This window comes from Paracoccus maritimus (assembly GCF_025195095.1).
Lineage (GTDB): Bacteria > Pseudomonadota > Alphaproteobacteria > Rhodobacterales > Rhodobacteraceae > Paracoccus > Paracoccus maritimus.
Map to the genome: position 1 here is coordinate 200,118 of NZ_JANAVZ010000007.1, position 14,927 is coordinate 215,044.

The following is a 14,927-nucleotide window of genomic DNA, read 5'->3' on the forward strand; positions in this document are numbered from 1 at the left end:
GCACATCGTTCCCGCCGCGCATTGATTTCCTGGCCCTGCGCGACCTAGATCGACAGGCAGATATATTTCATTTCCAGGAAATCCTCGATGCCATGGCGGCTGCCTTCGCGGCCCAGCCCGGACTGTTTGACGCCGCCGAAGGGCGCGACCTCTGTCGAGATGATGCCGGTATTCACGCCGACGATCCCGTACTCCAGCCCTTCCTGAACGCGGGTGATCCGACCCACGTCGCGGGCGTAGAAATACGAAGCCAGCCCGAAGATCGTGGCATTGGCTTTTTCGACAACCTCTTCTTCGGTTTCGAACCTGAACAACGGGGCCAGCGGGCCGAAGGTTTCTTCGGTGGCGACCTTCATGTTGTCGGTCACGCCCTTCACGACCGTCGGCTGGAAGAACAGCCCGCCAAGCCTGTCGCCGCCGGTCACGACCTGGCCCCCGCCGTCCAGCACGTCCTGGATATGCTCTTCGACTTTCTCGACGGCGCTTTCGTTGATCAGCGGGCCGGTGGTGATCCCATCCTCAAGGCCGTCGCCGACATTCAGCTTGTCGACCGCTGCGGCCAGACGGCGCGCGAATTCGTCGTAGACCCCGGCCTGCACATAGATCCGGTTGGCGCAGACGCAGGTCTGGCCGTTGTTGCGGAACTTCGATGCCATCGCCCCCTCGACCGCCGCATCCAGATCGGCGTCGTCGAACACGATGAAGGGGGCGTTCCCACCCAGTTCCATGGAACATTTCATCACCTGGTCCGCGGCCTGGCGCAGAAGGATGCGGCCCACCTCGGTCGAGCCGGTGAAGGTAAGCTTGCGGACCAGATGGTTCTCGCAGAATTCCTTGCCGACTTCCGACGATCGCGACGATGTGACGACCGACAGGATGCCCTTGGGCAACCCGGCGCGTTCGCCCAGCACCGCCATGGCCAAGGCCGACAGCGGCGTTTCGGCGGCGGGGCGGGCGACGAAGCCGCAACCGACCGCCAGTGCCGGACCCGCCTTGCGCGCGATCATCGCATTGGGGAAGTTCCAGGGCGTGATGCTGCCGACCACGCCGATCGGTTGGCGGATCACCGTCAGGCGTTTGTCGGACTGGTGGCCTGGGATGGTTTCGCCATAGACACGCTTGGCCTCTTCGCCGAACCATTCGATGAAGCTGGCGCCATAGGCGATTTCGCCTTTCGCCTCGGCGAAGGGCTTGCCCATCTCGGCGGTCAGGATGCGGGCCAGATCGTCCTGGTTCTCCATCATCAGGTCGAACCATTTGCGCATGACCTGCGCGCGTTCCTTGGCGGTTCTGGCAGCCCAACCCTTCATTGCCTGTGCCGCGGCGTCGATCGCGTCCGCGACTTCGGCGCGGCTGAGATCGGCAACCTTGGCGATCACGTCGCCGCGGGCCGGGTTCAGCACGTCGAAGGTGGCGCCGTCGGCGGCATCGACCCACTCGCCACCCACGAAGGCGCGGGTTTCCAGCAGCGAGGGATCGCGCAGCAGGGTCTTGAGATCGGTGGAATGTTTGGTCACGGCAGCCTCTCCTGCTTGGATTCGGTTAATATATTGATCAGTTCGCTTAGCGTTTGTCAAAGGCGGCCATCTTCACGGTTTTTCCGGCGTTTGGCCGCCGATGCGTCCAAGGCGAACCCCCCGGATTGAACCGGATCGCCCCTTGGATCGTTCCATTGCGTCGCTAAGTTGTCCCTCTTGGCGATCTCTCGGGGGCGGTGCGCAGGTCGCACCGCCCTTCGTTCAGTCCCTTCGCGTGTCGCTCCAGCATGGCTGCAGATCGCCGGGCGCCGGGGTGGCGGCGTAAACCGCGCGTGCCACGGCCCGCGCCAGCGCAGTTGCCGCCGCATGGCCAAGACCGAACGTGCCCGCACCAGGATCGGGCAGGGGCTTTTCTCCGGTCGAAACCGCAAAGACCAGATCGCCGTCGAAAGGCGTGTGGCTGGGTACCAGCGCGCGCGCCAGCCCGTCATGCGCGACGGTGGCAAGCCGGGTCAGTGCAGCCTTGTCCAGCGCCGCGTCGGTGGCGACGACGGCGATCGTGGTGGCCTCTGCTTGCCGCTTCATCGGTTGTGGCTCTTGCATGGCCGGGAATGTCGCGGGCATTCCAAGGCCGCCAAACTCGCCGTTCAATTCCCACGGCGCTGCCCAGAACCGGTTCGTGTCGCCGATCGTGGCGGAGCCAAGCGCGTTGACCACCACCAGCGCCCCGACGGTCAGCCCGTTCTCCAGCACGGCAGAGGCAGAGCCCAGCCCCCCCTTCAGCAAGGCCGTGGTGGCCCCCGTGCCTGCGCCGGCGCTGCCGATGGCGAAATCCGCGCTTGCTGCCGCATGGGCGGCCAGGCCAAGGCCGGGGTAGGGGTTTGCGTCCCACCGCTTGTCGCCGCCGTTCAGCAGGTCGAAGACGATTGCGCCGGGCACGATCGGCACCCGGACGTCGCCGACCGCAAAGCCGCGCCCGCCGGCGGCCAATCCGGCCATCACGCCATCGCACGCCGCCAGCCCATAGGCCGAACCGCCCGACAGCACCAGCGCATCCACCTGACTGACCAGCTTGTCAGGCGCCAGCGCGTCGGTTTCACGGGTGCCGGGCGCGCCGCCCATCACATGCACTCCGGCCGCGAAGGGCCGGTCCGACGTCAGCACCGTTGTGCCGGATTTCAGCGCCGCGTCATGGGCATTGCCCACCCGCAAGCCTTCCACATCGGTAATCAGATTCCGTGTTCCGGGCCGCATTCCCGTTCCCCCCTGCAAGCGCCCTTCCGTCTCGGTGATCTCTGGCGTAGCCTGAGCCGTATGAGCATGGCAATCACCAATCCGCGGATCGCGGACCGGCCGTCAGTGCTGTTCGTCTGCATGGGCAATATCTGTCGATCACCTCTGGCCGAGGCGGCTTTGCGGGCGCTGGCATCTTCGCGGGGCGTTGACCTGTCCGTCGATTCGGCCGGTACCGGGCCTTGGCACGTTGGCGAACCGCCCGATCCCCGGTCCCGGGCCGAGGCCGCACGTCACGGCGTGGATATCTCGGATCAGCGGGCACGGCAGATCAACATTGCAGATTTCGACCGCTTCGATCTGATCGTGGCGATGGACCGGGACAATCTTGCACATCTGCGCCGGATGCGGCCCCCGGGATCGGGCGCCGAACTGGCTCTGCTTCTGGACCATGTGCCGGGGCGCGAAGGGCAACAGGTCGGCGATCCCTACTATGGCGGCCCGGAAGGGTTTCGGACGGCTTGGGCGGATGCAACCGAGGCGGCTGGTGGCATTCTGGAACGCTTGCGCGCATGAACGCGGAAACCGCGGCAGCGCTGATCGGAAAGGAACTGTCTTCAGCGCAGAACCTGCATGGCGGCGACCTGTCCGTGGTTCAGCGGCTGCATTTTGTCGATGGCACAACCGTCGTGCTGAAGATCGCGGCGACGGCAGCGGCCGAAGCCCGGATGTTGAGCGCCATCGCTGCCAGCGGCGCTTCATCGCCGGGGGTTCTGGCGGTGTCGGGCGATATGCTTCTGATGCAGGATCTGGGGCGCGATCAGGGGCCGTCGGTCGCGTGGGCCGATCTGGGCCGGCAATTGCGGCGGCTGCATGCGACACGGGGCGCGGCTTATGGCTGGAACTGCGACCATGCATTTGGGCCGGTGCCTGTGCAGAACGCGCCAGTCGAAAGCTGGCCGGATTTCTGGGCGCGCCGTCGCCTGCTGCCGTTCCTGCCGCATCTGCCCCGCGACGTTGCCCGCAGGATCGAGGCGCTGGCCGCGCGCTTGCACAATCTGCTGCCCGTGCGTCCCTTGCCCGCACTGCTGCACGGCGATCTTTGGACCGGCAACATCATGGCGCGCGATGGCCATGTGACCGGGTTGATCGATCCGGCCTGCTATCACGGTCATGCCGAGGTGGATCTGGCGATGCTGTGCCTGTTCGGCACCCCGGACGGGTCGTTCTGGGATGCCTACCGGCCCGATCCCGGCCTTGCGGATCGTCGCCCGATCTATCAGCTATTTCCGGCGCTGGTGCATCTGCGTCTGTTCGGACCCGGATATCTTGGGTTGGTCGAACGCTGCGTGGCGCCCTTCGCGTGACCTTTACAGCGGCAGTTCACGCGCCTATCTAACGCCGTCATGGCCAACGAACCGGAAAACAAGAACTACAAGATCATCGCCGAGAACCGGCGGGCGCGCTTCGATTACTTCATCGAAAGCGATCTCGAGGTTGGCATCGTGCTGACCGGATCCGAGGTCAAGTCCTTGCGCACAGGACAGTCCAACATCGCCGAAAGCTATGCCAGCATCGAGGGTGGTGAGTTGTGGCTGATCAACGGCTATATCGCCACGCTGTTGAATGCGGGGGTGTTCGGCCATGACGAACGGCGCAAGCGCAAACTGCTGGTCAGCAGGCGCGAATTGTCGCGGCTGTGGCAGGCGGTAGGGCGCGAAGGCATGACGCTCGTGCCGCTGGTGATGTATTTCAACCACAAGGGGTTGGTGAAGCTGAAAATCGGCGTCGCCAAGGGCAAGAAGGTTGCCGACAAGCGCGAAACCAGTGCCAAGCGCGACTGGAACCGTCAGAAACAGCGCCTGTTAAAGCAGGGATAGGCCAAGCGGCGTTGCAGCCGCGCCGTTCCCCCTGTAAATCGGGCGACGTGCCGACAGGGCGGGCCGACAAAGGGGGACGACGATGCAGGACGATCCGAAGACGCTGGTCTCGACCGAATGGCTTGCCGCGCATCTGAATGATCCTGATCTTCGCTTGATCGACGCAAGCTGGCACATGCCCGCCACCGGACGCGATGCCCGCGCCGAATACGAGGCCGCCCATATCCCCGGCGCACGGTTTTTCGACATCGACGCGGTCTCTGACAGCCGCAGCGCGCTGCCGCATATGGCGCCCCCGACCGAGTTGTTCATCAGCCGGATGCGCGCGCAGGGTATCGGCGACGGTCATCAGGTAGTGATCTATGACAACTCGGATGTCCGCAGTGCCGCGCGCGTCTGGTGGACCTTCCGCCTGATGGGCAAGACCGATGTCGCTGTGCTGGATGGCGGCTTTGCCAAGTGGCAGTCCGAAGGGCGCGAGATCGAGGACATGCCGCCGGTGCTGCGCGACCGCCACATCACGGTGCAACGACAGGCCGGTCTGGTCCGCGACGTGACGCAGGTTGCCGCCGCATCAAAGCTGGGCGATCACGAAATCATCGATGCCCGCAGCCCGGAACGGTTCCGCGGCGAAATGGAAGAACCGCGCCCCGGCCTTCGATCGGGGCATATCCCCGGTTCGAAGAACCTGCCCTTTGGCCGGCTTCTGAATGGCGACGGGACCATGAAGGATCCCGATGCGCTGCGTGCCGAATTCGAAGCCGCCGGCGTCGATCTGTCCAAACCGGCCATCACAAGCTGCGGCAGCGGCGTGACCGCCGCAATTCTCAGCCTTGCGCTGGAACGGATCGGACACCGCCACCATTCGCTTTACGATGGAAGCTGGACCGAATGGGGCAGCTTCGACGACCTGAATATCGCAACCGGAGACGCCTGAGATGCTGTCGAACCTGAAACCGCAAGCCCCCGACAAGATCCTGATGCTGATGGAGGAGTTCAGGGCCGATACCCGTCAGGGCAAGGTCGACCTGGGTGTCGGCGTCTACAAGGATCCGCAAGGCGTCACGCCGGTGATGCGCGCGGTCAAGGCCGCCGAGCAGCGGATCTGGGAAGCCCAGACCACCAAGGCCTATACCGGCCTTGCCGGGACGCCGGAATATCGCAACGCCATGGCGCGCATGGTCCTTAAGGACGTTCCGGCGGACCGGCTGGCTTCGGTCGCGACCGTTGGGGGCACCGGGGCGATCCGGCAGGCTCTGGAACTGGCGCGGATGGCCAATCCGGACCTGACCGTGCATGTTTCGGACCCGACCTGGCCGAACCACCTGTCCATCATGAAATTCATGGGGCTGCCCTTCGTTCAGTATCGCTATTTCGACAATGACACGCGCGGCGTCGATTTCGACGGGATGAAGGCCGATATCGCGAAGGCCACCAAGGGTGACATCGTGCTTCTGCACGGCTGCTGCCACAACCCGACCGGCGCCAATCTGACGACGGATCAGTGGCGCGAGGTCATCGCCATGCTGGAGAAATCCGGTGCGGTGCCGCTGATCGACCTGGCCTATCAGGGCTTTGGCGACGGGCTGGACGCGGATGCCGAGGCGACTCGGCTGGTCGCGGCCTCGCTGCCCGAGGTGCTGATCGCGGCCTCCTGCTCGAAGAACTTCGGCATCTACCGCGAGCGCACCGGCATCCTGATGACCCTGGCCGAGAATACCGGCGCGCGCGACATGGCGCAGGGGTCGATGACCTTCCTGAACCGTCAGACCTATTCCTTCCCGCCCGATCATGGCGCACGGATCGTGTCCACGATCCTTGACGACGACGCGCTGCGCGCCGATTGGCAATCAGAACTGGAGGACGTGCGTAACACCATGCTGGGGCTGCGCGATCAGTTGGCATCCGAGTTGCGCGACCTGTCGGGCAGCGACCGCTTCGACTTCGTCGCCCGCCATCGTGGCATGTTCTCGCGCCTTGGTGCCACGCCCGAGCAGGTTCAGAAGGTCAAGGACGATTCGGCGATCTACATGGTCGGTGATTCGCGCCTGAACATTGCCGGACTGAATCGCGACAGCGTTCCAGTGCTGGCCCGCGCGATCATCGATGCAGGGATCTGAAACCAATCCCGGACAAGGCAGGAGGCCTGAACAGGGCCTCCTGCTTGCAGGAATTAACGCAGAGGTGAAGCAGCCGTAGAAAAATACGGCGGAGCGCGCTTTTCGCCGCGGTATGCTCGGTCAGCGGCGGACCAGCTTTTTCTCGATATAGTCTCGCAATTCCTCGACCTCGGTGCGGCTTTCACGCAGCCCATCCATTGCGGCCTGCAGCTCGACCTCGGTGCCGGCCAGGCGGCTTGCCAAGTCCGCCTCGCGCTCCTCCAACTGCGCAACCGCCGCGTCGCGGGCTTCCTCCGCTTCGTGCAGTTGTTGTGCCATGCGGTCCAGTTCGGTCATGCCCGCACGCGTCGGGCGGGTCAGCCGATGCACGATCCAGCTTGCGATCCATCCCAGCACAAAGGCCGCGAACAGGATTATGGCGGTAACGGTGATGAATTCGGTGCGGTTCATTCTGAAACGATCGTGCTTTCGTCTGCCTCGGGCGTGCCGCCTTCTGTTTCAGGACGACGTTCGGGGCGGGGCGTATCCTCGGTCGGGGTCTGTACCGGCAGCCTAATGCTTTCCTCGCGCGCGTCCAGCGTCTGGAACTCTTCGCTGACGCCGACGGTGGCGGGGGCCATGCCGGGGCCAACGCTGATCTGCGGCAGTTGTGGTCCCTGCATCGGCGCGTCCGGCGCCGTGGGGCCCTGTGGTGCCTGAACCGGTTGCGGGGCCTTCGCAGCTTTGGCGTTCTCGCCCTCCGGGACCGGTTCGCGTGTGACGCCCGTCAACGTGACCGGCTCTGGCAGCGGGGCGCTATGCACGGGGCGATCCGACAACAGGCTGAATTCGATCCGGCGGTTTTCCTCGCGACCCTCTTCGCTGTCGTTGCTGGCGATCGGCCGGCTTTCACCATAGCCGCGGGCGGACATGTTGCTGGTGTCGATCCCGGCCTCCTTCATGGCGGCGACCAGCGCCTGAGCGCGAGAGCGCGAAAGATCGGCGTTGAACCCTTCCGAACCCTGTGAATCGGTGTGACCACCGGCCTCCAGTTGGAAGTCGGCGCAGTCGGTCATAACCTCGGCCATCCGCCCCAGCGTGGCCGCGGGATCACCCGCGATCGCGGATTTATTGGGTTCGAAGCCGATCTCGGATTCCGACATGATGATGTTGAGGCGGCGCACGCATTCGTCGCCGTCGGGCAGCGCAAGCGCGGGATCCAGGCGTCTGTCATAGCGAACCGAAAGATCGTAGCGCGCACCCGGACCAAGGCGCTCCGACAGCGTCGCTGCAACACGCTCGGCCGCGTTGGGGTCGCCGGACGTGCCGACCAGCCGGATGCGTTCCGGGGTCACATCGACCGTGCCGCTTTCAAGAATATCCATGGATTCCAGCGCGGCGATCACCTGCACGGTCCAGCCGCCGGGCACGTCTTCGTCACTGCGCAGGCTGCTTTGGACCGTGGCAAAGCGCGACCGCGCGAAACTGTCCACTGCCTCGCGCATGCGGGTATCCGTGATCCTGCCGCGCATCGACAGGCTGCGCTGACCCGACAGTGCCGCCACGAATTCGGCTGGCCCCTGGTCGCCGTTGTCCGGGTTTTCGCGACGCGCCTGGATGGAAAAGACACGCGGAACGGCCTGTTCCAGCCGTCCCACAGCCTGATCGAACAGCGCCTGATCGACCGAGGCAGGCGCGATCAACGCGATATCAGCGTCCGAAATCGTGACCGCCCCTTCGCCGATCGCCGCGACCGCCTCGATGGCCGGAACAGCGGCATCGGCCCAGTCGGGTGTCGGCGCACCCAGACCCAGCGTGCAGCCGGGCTTGCCGCTGACACCTGCCTTTACCGCCGCATCCAGAATCCGTGCGCGACCGTCCTCGTTATCGGCAGAGCACGCATCGAAGCGGGGACCATCCTCGTCGATCAGGAACCGCAGCGTGAACGGCGCGATGACCGGACGCGGTGCCGATACCCGCGTCGTAAGGCGCACATTCTCGGGCACGGCGCGCTTCAGTTCCGTCTCCAGCCGCCCCTTTTCCGCGCGACTGTCGGTGATCGCCGTCACCGTCACCTGTCCCGGACTGACCGAGATCTTTGCGCTGGCGGCCATCTGCGCGGCGCGAAGCCCGAAGGCGATCGCTTGATCCCAGTCCTTGGGCACCGGGTAATCGGCGCTTTCCAGAAGATCGGTGATCTGCGGGGCTGCGGTCTCGTCCTTCAATCCACGGACAAGGCTGGCCCTGTCCGTCTTCGATGGCACCAGCCCGATCAGCGAAATGCCGTCGTCGTCGCGCAGCAATTCAACCTTGAAATCGGGGGGGGTCAGAGTCTCGGTTGAAGCCACGGTCATGTCGTCGATGACCCTGGACGGATCAACGGCCGTCTCTGCGCGCGTCTTCGCACGAAATCGCTCGACCTCGCTGGGGGCGGTCCCTGAAAGATGCACCCGAAGCCCGTCGGTGGTGACGCGCACCCAGTCCTGGCCGCTGGTGCTGAAGGCCAGTTGCACATCCTGACGCGCCCGGTTCTCGATGAACTGTGCGGCGGATTGTGCGCCCCACCAGCACAGACCGCCCGCGGCGCCCAAAACGATGACCGATGCGAATGCGGTGGAAATGCGGCGGCGGGACTGTGCCATGCGTGCGGGATCCTCGTCTGTGGCAAGTCGCGCCGGTCTAGCCGTGCGGTGCGGGCCGCGCAATCATGCCAGCCCCGCGATGGCAAGAAACAGCGCAAGGATCAGCCCGGCATCCCGGTTCGACCGAAACAGGCGAAGGCAGCTATCATTCTGATCCGGTTGGAATAAACGCAATTGCCAGATCAGGTGAGCGGCGAAACCGGCCAGCCCTGCCCCCCCTATCAACAGATTGCGACCGGTCAGTGAGATCGCGATGGCCAGCAGTGCGACCGCCAGCGCCGCGAACCCGGCAAGGATGCGCGGGCTGTTGTCGCCGAACAGAAGCGCTGTGGATTTCACACCGATAAGTGCGTCGTCTTCGGCGTCCTGATGGGCATAGATCGTGTCGTAAAAGATCGTCCAGGCGATCCCCGCAAGCCATGCAACGACCGGCGCCAGATCCACCCGGCCCATATGCGCGGCATAGGCCAGCATGACGCCCCAGTTGAAGGCGAAGCCCAGAAAGATCTGCGGCCACCAGGTGAAGCGTTTGGCGAACGGGTAGATCGCGACCAACGCCAACGATGCCACCCCCATCCAGGTCGCGGCCTGTCCCAGCGTCAGCAGGATCACCAATCCCGTCATCCCCTGCGCGACCAGCCACAGATATGCGGCCCGCAGGCCGATCCGGCCCGATGGCAGGGGCCGCGATCTGGTCCGCGCAACCTGGGCGTCGATGTCGCGATCGGTGATGTCGTTCCAGGTGCAGCCCGCGCCGCGCATCACAAGGGCGCCAATGGCGCAGGCGACCGCGATCCACAGATCGAAGGGGCGGGGTCCATCCGCCATCATCGCAAGCCCTATCCCCCACCAGCATGGCAGAAGCAGCAACCAGGTACCGATCGGACGGTCGGCGCGGGACATGTGCAGAAAAGGCCGCCAGCCATGCGGCGCATATCGGTCCACCCAATTGCCCCTGGGTGCGTCAATCACGGTATCTGGCCTTTCGGTCCGGCTTTGCATAGCGTCGTGCCCATCATGGCGAAGATCAGACTGTTCATAGATCACCCCTTGGCGTCGGGACAAGACGTGCTCCTGATTCCGGCGCAGGCACATTATCTATCGGGCGTCATGCGGCTGAAGCCGGGCGACGGAATCACGATCTTCAACGGCAGGGATGGCGAATGGTCCGCACTGATCACGTCTGCCGGCAAGCGCGGCGGCCATATCGAGGTTCAGGAACAGACCGCGCCGCAGCGTGACCCGCCCGATCTTTGGCTGATCTTCGCACCGATCAAGAAGGCGAGGACGGATTTCATCGTCGAGAAGGCGACCGAGATGGGGGCTGCGCGTATCGTGCCGGTGCAGACCGATTTTACCAACGCGGAACGCATTCGTCAGGACCGGTTGCAGGCGCATGCCGTCGAGGCCGCGGAACAATGTGGCGGCACCTTCGTCCCGCCGGTCGAGGATCTGTCGCCGCTGTCGCGTCTGCTGGATGGCTGGGATCCGTCTCGCTCGATCCTCTGGGCGGACGAGGCGATGGCCGGACCGGCCCAGACCCTGGCGGGCCTGTCCCGAGGACGATGGGCGATTCTGATCGGGCCGGAAGGCGGTTTCTCGGATGCAGAGCGCAACCGTCTTTCGCGGCTGCGCCATGTGACGCGCATAAGCCTTGGTCCGCGCGTCCTGCGCGCCGATACGGCCGCTGTCGCCGCGCTGACATTGTGGCAGGCTGCCTTGGGTGATTGGTCATGATCCGGGATCAAGGTTGGCGCTAACGCCAGCCTCGGCCGTGGGTTATGACGATGCTGCAATGCGGCGTTGACTTTTTCCGGGGATGTATCCGGTGCGGCATGGACCTAGATTCATTTGCGTGGAAGGGCCGCGGATGGGCCGCGCCCGGAACGCAAAGGAAACGTTGACATGACCACCATCGCCCTGAACGAAGGTTTTGGCCTGAAGGAATTCTTCGCCGATCTGCGCGCCGATTTCGCCGACTGGCTCAAGCGCCGCGAGACGCGCGCCGAACTGAACCGCCTGAGCGAGCGCGAGCTGGAAGATATCGGCCTGAACCGTGCCGACATTGACGGTGTTGTGGCCAGCATCTGACATGTTGGACGCACGCAAGACCCAAGTCGACCGAACCCCCATTTGCCACGGCAACTGGGGGTTTTTCTTTGCTGCGCGGCAGTCTGGCGGCTGAGACGCCGACCGTCCCAGCATGACGTCGCGCTGACCGGTTTCATTTGCCCCGACAGAATGCGAATTCATGCATCCCACGCATGCCGGCCTTGCTGGAATGTCCGTGGTTTTCTGCACCTGCACAATCTACATGCTGCCTTGTCAGAAACATGCCCATGAACCGGGCAACATGAGAATGGGTGAAAAGATGTCCGCCATTGAAACGAACCGCAGCTTTGCTGTCGGAGGCCTTGGCAGCGTCGTTGCAAATCTTGTCTCGCTGCTGGCGTCCTGGAGCGATACGCGCCGGACCCGCCGCGAACTGAGCGTTCTGTCGGACCGCGAGCTTGATGATATCGGGCTGTGCCGCGGCGACATCGAACGGATTGCGCGCGGCCACTGAGGCCATCGCCACCAGACCAGACGAGACGAACCCCCGAGCGGTCGCTGCGGGGGTTTTTCTTTTTGACTCGGGCCTCACAGGAAGCTTTGCGGATCGATGTCGATCGCCAGCCGCAGGTTCGCGGGCAGCCGGTGCGGCGCCAGCCAGTCGGCGATCGCAGATTGTACGGGGGCTTGTCGCGGTGCGTGGATCAGCATCCGCATCCGGTGCCTGCCCCTGATCCGCGCGATGGGCGCTGGCGCCGGCCCCCATAATTCGGCACCGGCATCCTCTAACGGGGTCGCATTGGCGGCCAGGTGCCGCGCGAAATCGCTGACCACCGTCAGATCCGGATGCGACAGGATGATCCCCGCAAGCCTTCCGAAGGGTGGCATGCCGGTCGCCTGTCGGCCTGCGGCCTCGGCGTCCCAGAACGATTCGTCCTGCCCCGAGATGATGGCACGGATCACCGGATGATCGGGCTGATGGGTCTGCAGCAACGCGATCCCCGGGGCCTGTCCCGACTGACGCCCCGCGCGGCCAGCAACCTGACGCATCAGCTGGAACGATCGCTCGGCGGCGCGCAGATCCGCCCCCTGCAGCCCCAGATCGGCGTCGATCACGCCCACCAGCGTCAGACGCGGGAAATTGTGACCCTTCGCTACGATCTGGGTGCCGATTATGATGTCCGTATCGCCCGCCGCGATCTGTGCGATGGTTTCCTTCAGCGCGCGGGCCGAATGGAACAGGTCGGACGACAGCACCGTGGCCTTGGCTTCGGGAAATCGCGCGGCGACCTCTTCGGCGATGCGTTCCACACCGGGGCCGACCGGGGCCAGTTTCCCCTCCACGCCGCAGGACGGGCAGGCGTCCGGGATCGCACGTGTTTCGCCGCATTGGTGGCACACAAGGCGGTTCTGGAACCGGTGTTCCACCATCCGGGCGTCGCATTGGTGGCAGCCGATCTGCTCGCCGCAGGCGCGGCACACGGTTACAGGTGCGAAGCCACGGCGGTTGAGGAACAGAAGCGATTGTTCGCCCTTCTCCAGACGCGCCCGCACGGCATTTTCAAGTGTGGGCGAAATCCACCGACCAGAGGGCATGTCTTCGGCCCTCAAATCGATCGCGGCCATGTCTGGCAGTTCCGCCTCGCCGTATCGGCTGCGCAGGTCAAGCCGGGTATATTTGCCGCTGGTGGCGTTTACCCAGCTTTCAAGGCTGGGCGTCGCCGAGGCCAGCACCACATGCGCGCTTGTGATCGAGGCACGCAGCACTGCCATGTCGCGGGCGCTGTAGAACACGACATCTTCCTGCTTGTAGCTGCTGTCATGTTCTTCATCGACGACGATCAGCCCAAGATCGCGGAACGGCAGAAACAGGGCGGATCGCGCGCCGACGACAAGGCCGACTTCGCCCCGGCCTGCCATGTGCCACAGGCGCCGCCGTTCGGTTCTGGTGATGCCGCTGTGCCATTCGCCGGGGCGCGCGCCGAATCGCGCCTCGACCCTGTCCAGAAATTCGGCCGACAGCGCGATTTCAGGCAGCAGCACCAGCGCCTGCCGGCCGCGCGCCATGCATTCCGCCACGGCCTCCAGATAGACCTCGGTCTTGCCGGAACCGGTCACGCCGCGCAGCAAGGTCGTGCCATAGCTGCCCTCGCGGATCGCGGCGCGCAGGGTATTGGCGGCGGCTTCTTGATCCGGGGCCAACGGCTTGCCGGGCAGGGACGGATCAAGGCGCGGATAGGGCGTGTCGCGCGGCGCCTCGATCTCGGCCAGCGCGCCTTGCGCCACAAGGCCCTTGACGACCGAGGTGCCGACGCCGGCAAGCTGGGCCAGTTCCGATGGCGCAAAGCTGGCCCCGCCATGATCGGCGATCACGTCCAGCACGCGCTGGCGTGCCTCGGTCATGCGCTGCGGGGCACCGGTGCCGGGAACGATCACGCGACGGGCGGCCGGGGGTTGGTCCAGATCCGGGGCACGGGTCGCCATGCGCAGCATCAAAGGGGGCGCGGTCAGCGTATAGTCCGCCGCGCGGGTCAGGAATTCCAGAAATCCGGGCTGAAAGGGTTCGGCATCAAGCACCTTGGCCACGGGGCGCAGCTTCGCCAGGTCGAAATCGCCCGTCCCGTCGCCCCAGACCAGGCCCAGCACGCGTCGCGGCCCCAGCGGCACCAAGACAAGCTGACCTTGCCGGACGCCCTGTTCGGGCGCCAGATAGTCCAGAACACCCACGGGTTCGCAGGTCAGCACGGCGATCCGGGTGCGGGCAGGGAAGAAGGCGGGCAGGTTGTCACGCATCGGCCCAGATAAAGACGCGCGCCGGGCGCGGTTGCAAGGCCCCCGGCGTGGGGGTGGTAGATCTTTCTGTTTCCCTTGTGTCGCGGACTTACGGCTAGGGAAGTTATGCCGGGCATGTTAAACTTTTTTTTGCGGAACCCCGACCGGAAATGGATCTTCACCATGGATCTTGCGGCTCTTCGATGCATGTCGGCTTCAGGCGCGCTGGCGTTCTGGCTTGCGGCGTGGCCGCTGCCGGGACATGCCAACGAAGATCCCGACGTGATCAACGTCATGGATGGCAACATGACCTATCCGATGCGGCTGGCGCTGAAGAACGGCACCGACAAGCCGGCGGTCTTCGCGCTGATCGAGGATACCTGCATTGAAGGCGCTCCACCCTATTTCACCGTCAATCCGGGCGAGACTTGGTCTGCTACGGTCATCCAGCGGCACTACGATCAGGGCGTGGACAACTGCTATGCGACGCCGCATGGCATCACCTATCAGGATGCCAACAATCTGGCGAACACCTTCAGCGTGCGCCAGTTTGACAATTCGGGCGACCCGAACTGCTATGACATCAAGTTCAACATCGTTTTCTGGATCAATCAGGCCGTTTGTCCGGTCATGACGGGCATGATCGCCGGTCCCGTCTCGACCCTGACCCAGCCGGATCGAATCACCGGCCGGCCGGGACGGGTGACCGACTGCCCCGGAGGCATGGACTGGTGCATCGGCGTCGGCTTCGGCTTCTACCTGTCTCCCTGA

At 64.7% G+C, this 14,927-nt stretch carries 15 protein-coding genes; 9 read left to right on the plus strand and 6 right to left on the minus strand.

Features of this window, described 5'->3' with window-relative positions; all coding sequences use genetic code 11:
- Positions 1-44 precede the first annotated feature (44 nt).
- The gene (locus MU516_RS13755; RefSeq protein WP_260277805.1) at positions 45-1,517 is read right to left on the minus strand and encodes an NAD-dependent succinate-semialdehyde dehydrogenase; all 1,473 of its coding nucleotides are present in this window, start codon (positions 1,515-1,517) and stop codon (positions 45-47) included.
- Positions 1,518-1,739: 222 nt separating this feature from the next.
- Complete coding sequence (locus MU516_RS13760) at positions 1,740-2,732, minus strand: P1 family peptidase (RefSeq protein ID WP_260277806.1); 993 nt, start codon at positions 2,730-2,732, stop codon at positions 1,740-1,742.
- A 60-nt stretch (positions 2,733-2,792) separates the two neighbouring features.
- Here MU516_RS13760 and MU516_RS13765 point away from each other — a divergent pair, with 60 nt between their 5' ends.
- From MU516_RS13765 to MU516_RS13785, 5 genes are all read left to right on the plus strand, one after another.
- Positions 2,793-3,287, plus strand: coding sequence for a low molecular weight protein-tyrosine-phosphatase (locus tag MU516_RS13765; RefSeq protein WP_260277807.1), 495 nt, complete (start codon positions 2,793-2,795; stop codon positions 3,285-3,287).
- Positions 3,284-4,078 (plus strand): fructosamine kinase family protein, encoded by a 795-nt coding sequence (locus tag MU516_RS13770; protein WP_260277808.1) that lies wholly within the window; start codon positions 3,284-3,286, stop codon positions 4,076-4,078. The genes MU516_RS13765 and MU516_RS13770 overlap by 4 nt, the downstream gene beginning before the upstream one ends.
- Before the next feature lie 39 nt (positions 4,079-4,117).
- Positions 4,118-4,591, plus strand: coding sequence for an SsrA-binding protein SmpB (smpB, locus tag MU516_RS13775; protein ID WP_260277809.1), 474 nt, complete (start codon positions 4,118-4,120; stop codon positions 4,589-4,591).
- A gap of 82 nt (positions 4,592-4,673) precedes the next feature.
- Positions 4,674-5,528, plus strand: coding sequence for a 3-mercaptopyruvate sulfurtransferase (gene sseA, locus MU516_RS13780; protein WP_260277810.1), 855 nt, complete (start codon positions 4,674-4,676; stop codon positions 5,526-5,528).
- Between the two features lies 1 nt (position 5,529).
- Entirely contained in the window at positions 5,530-6,711 is a 1,182-nt protein-coding gene (locus tag MU516_RS13785; RefSeq protein WP_260277811.1) for an amino acid aminotransferase, read from the plus strand.
- Between the two features lie 120 nt (positions 6,712-6,831).
- Here the strand turns inward: MU516_RS13785 and MU516_RS13790 are convergent, their stop codons facing one another.
- The 3 genes from MU516_RS13790 to ubiA all read right to left on the minus strand — a co-directional run bounded on the left by MU516_RS13790 (position 6,832) and on the right by ubiA (position 10,304).
- Positions 6,832-7,161 (minus strand): hypothetical protein, encoded by a 330-nt coding sequence (locus MU516_RS13790; protein ID WP_260277812.1) that lies wholly within the window; start codon positions 7,159-7,161, stop codon positions 6,832-6,834.
- Positions 7,158-9,332, minus strand: coding sequence for an OmpA family protein (locus MU516_RS13795; RefSeq protein ID WP_260277814.1), 2,175 nt, complete (start codon positions 9,330-9,332; stop codon positions 7,158-7,160). Before MU516_RS13795 ends, MU516_RS13790 begins: the two co-directional genes overlap by 4 nt.
- Positions 9,333-9,395: 63 nt before the next feature.
- Positions 9,396-10,304 (minus strand): 4-hydroxybenzoate octaprenyltransferase, encoded by a 909-nt coding sequence (gene ubiA / locus MU516_RS13800; protein WP_425606859.1) that lies wholly within the window; start codon positions 10,302-10,304, stop codon positions 9,396-9,398.
- Between the two features lie 45 nt (positions 10,305-10,349).
- Here ubiA and MU516_RS13805 point away from each other — a divergent pair, with 45 nt between their 5' ends.
- The 3 genes from MU516_RS13805 to MU516_RS13815 all read left to right on the plus strand — a co-directional run bounded on the left by MU516_RS13805 (position 10,350) and on the right by MU516_RS13815 (position 11,898).
- Positions 10,350-11,069, plus strand: coding sequence for a 16S rRNA (uracil(1498)-N(3))-methyltransferase (locus MU516_RS13805; RefSeq protein WP_260277817.1), 720 nt, complete (start codon positions 10,350-10,352; stop codon positions 11,067-11,069).
- Between the two features lie 168 nt (positions 11,070-11,237).
- Positions 11,238-11,423: a DUF1127 domain-containing protein gene (locus MU516_RS13810; protein ID WP_260277818.1), complete on the plus strand. Its 186-nt coding sequence runs from the start codon at positions 11,238-11,240 to the stop codon at positions 11,421-11,423.
- Between the two features lie 280 nt (positions 11,424-11,703).
- A complete protein-coding gene (locus MU516_RS13815; RefSeq protein ID WP_209056242.1) occupies positions 11,704-11,898 on the plus strand; it encodes a DUF1127 domain-containing protein in 195 nt (64 codons plus the stop codon).
- A gap of 74 nt (positions 11,899-11,972) precedes the next feature.
- Here the strand turns inward: MU516_RS13815 and MU516_RS13820 are convergent, their stop codons facing one another.
- Entirely contained in the window at positions 11,973-14,177 is a 2,205-nt protein-coding gene (locus MU516_RS13820; RefSeq protein ID WP_260277820.1) for a primosomal protein N', read from the minus strand.
- A gap of 162 nt (positions 14,178-14,339) precedes the next feature.
- Here MU516_RS13820 and MU516_RS13825 point away from each other — a divergent pair, with 162 nt between their 5' ends.
- Positions 14,340-14,927 carry a hypothetical protein gene (locus MU516_RS13825; RefSeq protein ID WP_260277822.1) on the plus strand — a complete coding sequence of 196 codons (588 nt, stop codon included), beginning with the start codon at positions 14,340-14,342 and terminating at the stop codon, positions 14,925-14,927.

What these genes read in the sequence shown, in the direction of transcription:
- MU516_RS13760 (WP_260277806.1), bottom strand. Translation starts at nt 2,732, where the DNA reads ATGCGGCCCGGAACACGGAATCTGATTACCGATGTGGAAGGCTTGCGG.
- MU516_RS13765 (WP_260277807.1), top strand. Translation starts at nt 2,793, where the DNA reads ATGAGCATGGCAATCACCAATCCGCGGATCGCGGACCGGCCGTCAGTG.
- MU516_RS13770 (WP_260277808.1), top strand. Translation starts at nt 3,284, where the DNA reads ATGAACGCGGAAACCGCGGCAGCGCTGATCGGAAAGGAACTGTCTTCA.
- smpB (WP_260277809.1), top strand. Translation starts at nt 4,118, where the DNA reads ATGGCCAACGAACCGGAAAACAAGAACTACAAGATCATCGCCGAGAAC.
- sseA (WP_260277810.1), top strand. Translation starts at nt 4,674, where the DNA reads ATGCAGGACGATCCGAAGACGCTGGTCTCGACCGAATGGCTTGCCGCG.
- MU516_RS13785 (WP_260277811.1), top strand. Translation starts at nt 5,530, where the DNA reads ATGCTGTCGAACCTGAAACCGCAAGCCCCCGACAAGATCCTGATGCTG.
- MU516_RS13790 (WP_260277812.1), bottom strand. Translation starts at nt 7,161, where the DNA reads ATGAACCGCACCGAATTCATCACCGTTACCGCCATAATCCTGTTCGCG.
- MU516_RS13795 (WP_260277814.1), bottom strand. Translation starts at nt 9,332, where the DNA reads ATGGCACAGTCCCGCCGCCGCATTTCCACCGCATTCGCATCGGTCATC.
- MU516_RS13805 (WP_260277817.1), top strand. Translation starts at nt 10,350, where the DNA reads ATGGCGAAGATCAGACTGTTCATAGATCACCCCTTGGCGTCGGGACAA.
- MU516_RS13810 (WP_260277818.1), top strand. Translation starts at nt 11,238, where the DNA reads ATGACCACCATCGCCCTGAACGAAGGTTTTGGCCTGAAGGAATTCTTC.
- MU516_RS13815 (WP_209056242.1), top strand. Translation starts at nt 11,704, where the DNA reads ATGTCCGCCATTGAAACGAACCGCAGCTTTGCTGTCGGAGGCCTTGGC.
- MU516_RS13820 (WP_260277820.1), bottom strand. Translation starts at nt 14,177, where the DNA reads ATGCGTGACAACCTGCCCGCCTTCTTCCCTGCCCGCACCCGGATCGCC.
- MU516_RS13825 (WP_260277822.1), top strand. Translation starts at nt 14,340, where the DNA reads ATGGATCTTGCGGCTCTTCGATGCATGTCGGCTTCAGGCGCGCTGGCG.